The 6271-nt window shown below is 53.8% G+C and carries 7 protein-coding genes; 2 read left to right on the top strand and 5 right to left on the bottom strand.

Translation table 11 applies throughout. The features are described from left to right. Window positions 1–106: 106 nt before the first annotated feature. Window positions 107–1336, bottom strand: a complete 1230-nt coding sequence (locus NCN04_RS06430) for an ABC transporter permease (RefSeq protein ID WP_048346513.1) — start codon at window positions 1334–1336, stop codon at window positions 107–109. 18 nt (window positions 1337–1354) lie between these two features. Beyond that, on the bottom strand, window positions 1355–3139 hold the full coding sequence (gene pyk / locus NCN04_RS06425; RefSeq protein ID WP_048346512.1) for a pyruvate kinase: 1785 nt from the start codon (window positions 3137–3139) through the stop codon (window positions 1355–1357). Between the two features lie 89 nt (window positions 3140–3228). Between pyk and NCN04_RS06420 the strand changes: the two genes are divergently transcribed. After that, the gene (locus NCN04_RS06420) at window positions 3229–3558 is read left to right on the top strand and encodes a nucleoside triphosphate pyrophosphohydrolase family protein (RefSeq protein ID WP_250395546.1); all 330 of its coding nucleotides are present in this window, start codon (window positions 3229–3231) and stop codon (window positions 3556–3558) included. 21 nt (window positions 3559–3579) lie between these two features. On the opposite strand, the gene NCN04_RS06415 is transcribed toward NCN04_RS06420, so the two are convergent. The 3 genes from NCN04_RS06415 to ilvA form a co-directional block, all read right to left on the bottom strand. Continuing rightward, the gene (locus tag NCN04_RS06415; RefSeq protein WP_048346510.1) at window positions 3580–3882 is read right to left on the bottom strand and encodes a YggT family protein; all 303 of its coding nucleotides are present in this window, start codon (window positions 3880–3882) and stop codon (window positions 3580–3582) included. Window positions 3883–3913: 31 nt separating this feature from the next. After that, window positions 3914–4417, bottom strand: coding sequence for an SMC-Scp complex subunit ScpB (gene scpB / locus NCN04_RS06410; protein ID WP_250395544.1), 504 nt, complete (start codon window positions 4415–4417; stop codon window positions 3914–3916). Between the two features lie 90 nt (window positions 4418–4507). Continuing rightward, complete coding sequence (gene ilvA, locus NCN04_RS06405; protein WP_250395543.1) at window positions 4508–6034, bottom strand: threonine ammonia-lyase, biosynthetic; 1527 nt, start codon at window positions 6032–6034, stop codon at window positions 4508–4510. Window positions 6035–6113: 79 nt separating this feature from the next. On the opposite strand from ilvA, the gene NCN04_RS06400 reads away from it, so the two are divergent. Next, window positions 6114–6271 (top strand): 1-deoxy-D-xylulose-5-phosphate synthase N-terminal domain-containing protein (locus NCN04_RS06400; RefSeq protein WP_250395545.1); only part of this gene is annotated, 158 nt, incomplete at its 3' end.

Raw genomic sequence — 6271 nt, 5'->3', positions numbered from 1 at the left:
AGAATCCAAAGGGCAATCTGACGCCAGCGTTGATTCATGGATTCATCGTGAGTCACACGACTGTAAGAGTTTCATTACCTAAACCGCTGTTTCAGGGGAAGGGGATTTAGAGGCTTCGTAATGCAACGATCGGATCGAGCATGGCTGCACGCTTGGCAGGCACGACGCCGAAAAACAAACCGATCGATCCAGACAGGCCCACAGTGACCAAAATTGTTGTGGCGCCAATCGTTGCTGGTAAAGGCGACAGGAATGCAACCGCTGTGACGGTGCCAAGCCCTAGTGCGGTTCCAATCACTCCACCAAGGCTCGCCAAAACAAGACTCTCCACTAAAAACTGTCGAAGCACATCGGAACTACGTGCACCTAATGCCTTGCGTAAACCGATTTCTTCCGTTCGCTCACTCACTGATACCAACATGATGTTCATGATTCCGATGCCTCCTACCAGCAGCGATACGCCACCAATCGCTCCGAGCATCAGCGTTAGGCCGCCTGTAATCGTGCCAACGATGGTGAGAGCATCTTTTTGGGATCGAACTGCAAAATCGTCCTTGCGCAAAATGCGGTGCCGTTGCCTCAGCAAATTGGTGATTTGAAACTTGGCTGGTCCAGTACTTTGCTCATCCTTTGCTTCAACGCTAATGAAGCTGAGACTCACTCCATAGGTTGGGTTACGGCCAGTGAGACGGCTCACCATTGTTGTTAGAGGGATATAAGCATTTTCATCCTGATTTGACCCAAAGACCGCTCCTTTGGGTTCCATCACTCCAATCACACTGAAACCCTGGTCTCGAATGCGAAGGCTTTGGCCTACCGCTGCACCAGAGGGAAAGAGTTTGTCGCGAAGATCTGGCCCGATCACCACAACGGTCTTGGCACTCTGTTCATCTTCAGCACTGATGAATCGACCCTGGGCAACTTCAAAACTGCGCACTGGTAAAAAAGCGGGTGTGACCCCTGAGATCGAGGCGCTGGTACTCCTCGCTCCAGCCTGAACCACTTCATTGGCTGAGATTTGTGGCGCGACACGTTTCACGCTTGGAACCTGCGTAGCAATCGCAGTGGCATCGTCCAGAACCAAGGTGCGAGGAAATTCCACCCCCTGCCTGCGCGTGTCGTTGCTCCCAGGCACCACAAACAGAACATTGGCTCCAAGACTGCTGAGCTGGTTCTCTGCCAAATTTTGGGCCCCTCGCCCTACACCTACAAGCGTGATGACTGAGGCGTTTCCAATGACGATGCCGAGCATCGTGAGCAAGCTGCGTAAGCGATTTGCTTTAAGTGTGGTAAGAGCCATGCCGACGGTGTCGGCAAGCGGCAACTTGCTGGCCATGAGCGAATGGGACCAAACTCAGAGCATGGTGTCTAATTTCATCGCCTGGTTGCTGCCGGTTCCCCGATGAACCACACCATCTTTCACGTGCAAGGTGACCACTTCGCCTTCTCTGAGATCTTGTGTGGCATTGGCGACCCCAGTAATCACGGGAACGCCTAAGCGTTTGGCGATGACTGCAGCGTGTGAGTCCTCACCTGGTTGTTCTGTGATCACAGCTGCCGCATCGCGAATGCCGTCGAGGTAATCCGCTGACGTATCCCGAGCCACAAGAATGTCTCCGGGTTCTAGTCGGGCGCAATCACTGGCAGACATCGCAATGCGCACTTTTCCGCTCACAGAGCCAGTTCCGAAACCCGTACCTCGTCCGAGTACAGCACTCACGATCCCCACTTTGATCAGGTCAGTCGAACCACTGATTCCCGCAAGCGTTCCTGCTGTTTGCACGCAAAGATCACCGTCTTTGAGCACACCGATCTCTTGGGCATAAGCCATCGCCAAAGTGAAGGTGGCGGTGGTGCTCTTCTGAGTTTCTATCAACAGTGGAGTCACGCCCCAAACCAACTGAAGCTTGCGCGCCACGTTGACTTCGCTGGTGATCGCAAGGATCGGAGTGGAGGGGCGGAACTTACTGACGTTATGGGCGGTGGCACCGCTTTTGGTTAAAGGCAAGATCGCAGCCGCGTTGAGCTGCCTGGCAATGCTGCTCACGGCCCCACTAATCGCATTCGGGATCGTGCTCGGCAGATGAGTATCAATGGGCCGTTGAGGATAATCCCGTTCGATCCGTCTAGCGATCGTCGCCATCGTTTCAACAGCCTCAACAGGGAAGTCACCAACAGCGGTCTCGTTGGACAGCATCACCGCATCAGTGCCATCGAGAATGGCATTGGCAACGTCACTGACCTCAGCACGCGTAGGCCTAGGGCTTGAGGCCATGGAGTCGAGCATCTGGGTCGCCGTGATGATCGGGATCCCCAGGCTGTTGGCTTTGTGGATCAGATCTTTTTGAAGAAGAGGGACTTCTTCTGCTGGCATTTCAACCCCCAGATCACCTCGAGCGACCATCACGCCATCACAAAGCGGCAAAATCGCGTCAATTTGATCGATCGCTTCGAACTTTTCGATTTTTGCAACCACAGGAGTGCTGTATCCGTGCTTACGAATCAGTTCTCTGATCTCCTGCATGTCAGAGGGGTTGCGAACGAAACTCAGCGCAACCCAGTCGACACCCTGCTGAAGACCAAAGGCCAGATCTTGGCGATCTTTTTGGGTTAGGGCGCGGACAGAGAGCTGCACATCCGGGAAGTTGACACCCTTGTTGTTGGACAGCACGCCAGGAACGGTGACCAAGCAGTGGAGGGTCTGGTCGACGCTATCCACACGATCAACCTTCATCTCAACGCGGCCATCATCCAGAAGGATGCGACTGCCAGCAGAGACTTCTTCGGCCAGCTTGTCGTAGGTCACTGTTGCAACCGTCTGATTGCATCGCACCTGCTTCGCCGTAAGGGCGAATTGATCCCCTTTCGCGAGTGTGATCGGACCTTCTTCGAACCGACCTAAGCGAATCTTGGGACCCTGAAGATCCTGAAGAATGCCGATATGAGCTCCCAATTCGTGGGCCACCTGCCGAATCGTGGCGATTCGTTCGGCGTGCTCGCTGTGGTCTCCATGGGAGAAGTTCAGTCGAAACGTGGTCGCTCCGGCTTGAATGAGTTCACGGATCCTTTCTGGACTTTCCGTTGCGGGCCCGATGGTGGCCACGATCTTGGTTCTACGGGTTAGATCGATCTGAGCCATCCACAGGTCTTGAAGCTTGCGGAATCTACCGTCTTGCCCTTTGGGACTCGAAAAGTTGTTGGATGATGACTCTCTTCAACATGATTCGTATGGACCTGAATGCTTATCAGGCCGCTGCAAGGCTGACGGCTCTATACCCCGATGCTGGCAGCAATCCCATCTATCCGACCCTGGGCCTCAGTGGTGAGGCCGGGGAGGTGGCAGAGAAAGTGAAGAAGGTGCTGCGTGATCGTGGAGGACACTTTGACGATCAGGCACGAGCTGAGATCGCTCTCGAGCTCGGTGATGTGCTCTGGTATGTCGCTCAACTAGCCAGCGAACTTGGTTACGAGCTGGACGAAGTGGCCAACCAAAACCTCAGGAAACTGCGTGACCGATCAGCTCGTGGGCAGTTGAAGGGGAGCGGAGATCATCGCTGAGGTCCATGGCTGACGACAGGCTTAGCCGTAGGTGCCAAATCCACCTGCAAACGCATAACTGGCCGACACCAAGAGCTGTTGCATCAAGCTCAGGGCAACGAACGCAAGAATGGCCGAAAGATCCAGTCCACCTAATGGAGGGATCAGGCCTCGAAAGGCATTGAGGTAAGGGTCAGTGATCGAACTCACAGTGCTGAGCACAGGGTTTCCCATGTCCACATTCGGGAACCAGGTAAGAAGCACTCGAACGATCAAGACAAAGGAATAAATCTGCAGGGTCTGCGCAATGATCTGCAGAAAGGTGGAAACAAAACTCAAATCCATTGGTGCTTCTTGAGAGAGTTATGAATGAACTTTATGCAGCCTGATCCGGTTCTGAGATCCCTCTATCAGGAAGCACAGAAAATGTGCGATGAAACTTTTCAGAAAGACTGAGCCAATAGGAACGCCCCTCGCTTTGGCGTTTGCGCTCAATGAAGTTCTGGCTGAGTAGCTCTTTGATGTGGTCATAAGCGCCTGACCCTCGTAATTCAACGAGCTCCGACTGAAGGATTCGGCGTTTCAAAGCAATCGTGGCAAGCGTTCTGAGCGTTGCCGTGGAGAGGTTGACCGGTAAAAGATTACGAACAAGTTCACCAAGACCAGCCCGGAGTTGAAGGCTGTAACGGCCACTGTTTTCATGAATTTCCAAGGCGGTATCACGTTGGGCATAGCCAGCGACCAATGCGAGCAAGCCCTGCTCTGCTTCTTTTTCACTGGCATCAGCTAGCTCGGCCAGCTCCGAAACCGATAGAGATTTTCCCTTCAGATAAAGGATGGCCTCCAAGCGAGCTGGAAGGGAGAGATTGAGCTCCTGCATGTTGCTTCGATCCAATCCTTGCGCCATGACCTCCCCCTATGAACCGGCTTCAAAGTAACGCTGGTAGATGTTTTGGCTATTCACTCCTCATCATCCACCAAGAAACAATTGGTATGCCGGATTACTCGTTTCTTCCCAACTGCTGTAACCAAGGTCGCGAAGGAAGGATTGCCAAGACTTGAGATCGTTTGGACTGACAAGAACACCCACCACAATCCGACCCACATCGGCTCCATGGTTTCTGTAGTGGAAAATGCTGATGCTCCAGTCGCGATGCAAAGCCGTAACGAAGCGCATTAAGGCCCCTGGTCGCTCTGGAAACTCGAAGCGATACAGCAGCTCCTGCACATGGCTGGTCGTTGCACTGGCAGGGAGCCGACCTCCAACCATGTGCCGAAGATGAACTTTGGAGAGTTCATCGTCACTGAGATCAAGGCATGGATAGCCGTGCGTGTTGAGATGGCCAATCAAGGACGATCTGTCATCGGGCCCGCTCACCTGAACGCCCATGAAAATATGGGCTTGGTCACCAGCTCGCATTCGATAGGAAAATTCAGTAAGGCTCCGGTCGGCCAGTAATTCACACAGACAGCGAAGACTGCCCGGACGTTCTGGTATTTCCACGGCGAGCATCGCTTCGCGTTCTTCACCCAATTCGGCACGTTCGGCAACAAAACGCAGACGCGCGAAATTGATGTTCGCGCCACAGGCCACTGCAACAAGATTTTGATTCTGGAGCGACCTTCGGCTCACATCTGCTTTGAGACCAGCAACAGCGAGAGCGCCGGCGGGTTCGAGAATCGAGCGGGTGTCTTCAAAAACATCTTTGATCGCTGCACAGATTTCATCAGTACTAACGGTCACGATGTCATCGACATACTTTTGAGCCAATTCAAAAGTGTGTTCACCTACCTCACGTACAGCCACTCCATCCGCAAACAGCCCAACTTGAGGCAAACGGATGCGTTCACCGGCCTCTAGGGACAGGGTCATGGCGGCTGCATCGTGGGGTTCAACACCAATGATTTGGACGTCAGGCCAGAGACTTTTCACGTAAACGGCGATTCCTCCGATCAAACCACCACCGCCTACCGCCACGTAAATCACGTCGGGTGGCTGATGACACTGGCGCAGGATTTCCATGCCCACAGTGCCTTGTCCAGCGATCACCTCAGGATCGTCAAATGGATGGATAAAGCAAAGCTGCTCAGCTTCGCTCCGTGACCTGGCTTCGGCGTAGGCCTCGTCGTACGTCTCACCATGAAGCACCACCTCGGCTCCCAGCTGGCGCACAGCATCAACTTTCACACCAGGGGTCGTGACTGGCATCACGATCACAGCTCTACAGCGGAGATGGGAGGCGCTGAGGGCCACACCTTGGGCATGATTTCCAGCACTGGAAGCGATGACCCCGAGTGACAGCTCAGCCTCTGAGAGTTGAGCCATGCGGTTGTAAGCACCTCGCAGCTTGAAAGAAAAAACGGGTTGAAGATCTTCCCGTTTCAACCAAACGCTGTTGCTCAGCCGTCGGCTCAAATTGTTGGCGAGTTCTAAAGGGGTTTCCCGGGCCACGTCATAGACACGGGCGCGCAGGATCCTCGGCAAATAATGATCCATTGCTGCAGTCTGACAACCGCTCAAGATCGCAAAGGGTCGGTGGGGCTCGTAGATTGACTGAACCGGTGTGAGGATGGGTATGCATCTGAGCGAATTAACCCATCCCAATCAGCTGCATGGGCTGTCGGAGACCCAGCTTGAGGATGTGGCCAAGCAAATTCGTGAACGCCATTTGGAAGTGGTGTCCAACAGTGGCGGCCATCTCGGACCCGGATTAGGCGTTGTTGAATTAACACT

This window comes from Synechococcus sp. MU1655, assembly GCF_023630655.1.
GTDB lineage: Bacteria > Cyanobacteriota > Cyanobacteriia > PCC-6307 > Cyanobiaceae > Synechococcus_C.
Note: the sequence above shows the minus strand (reverse complement) of the source record. Positions and strands in the feature narration are given on the sequence as shown.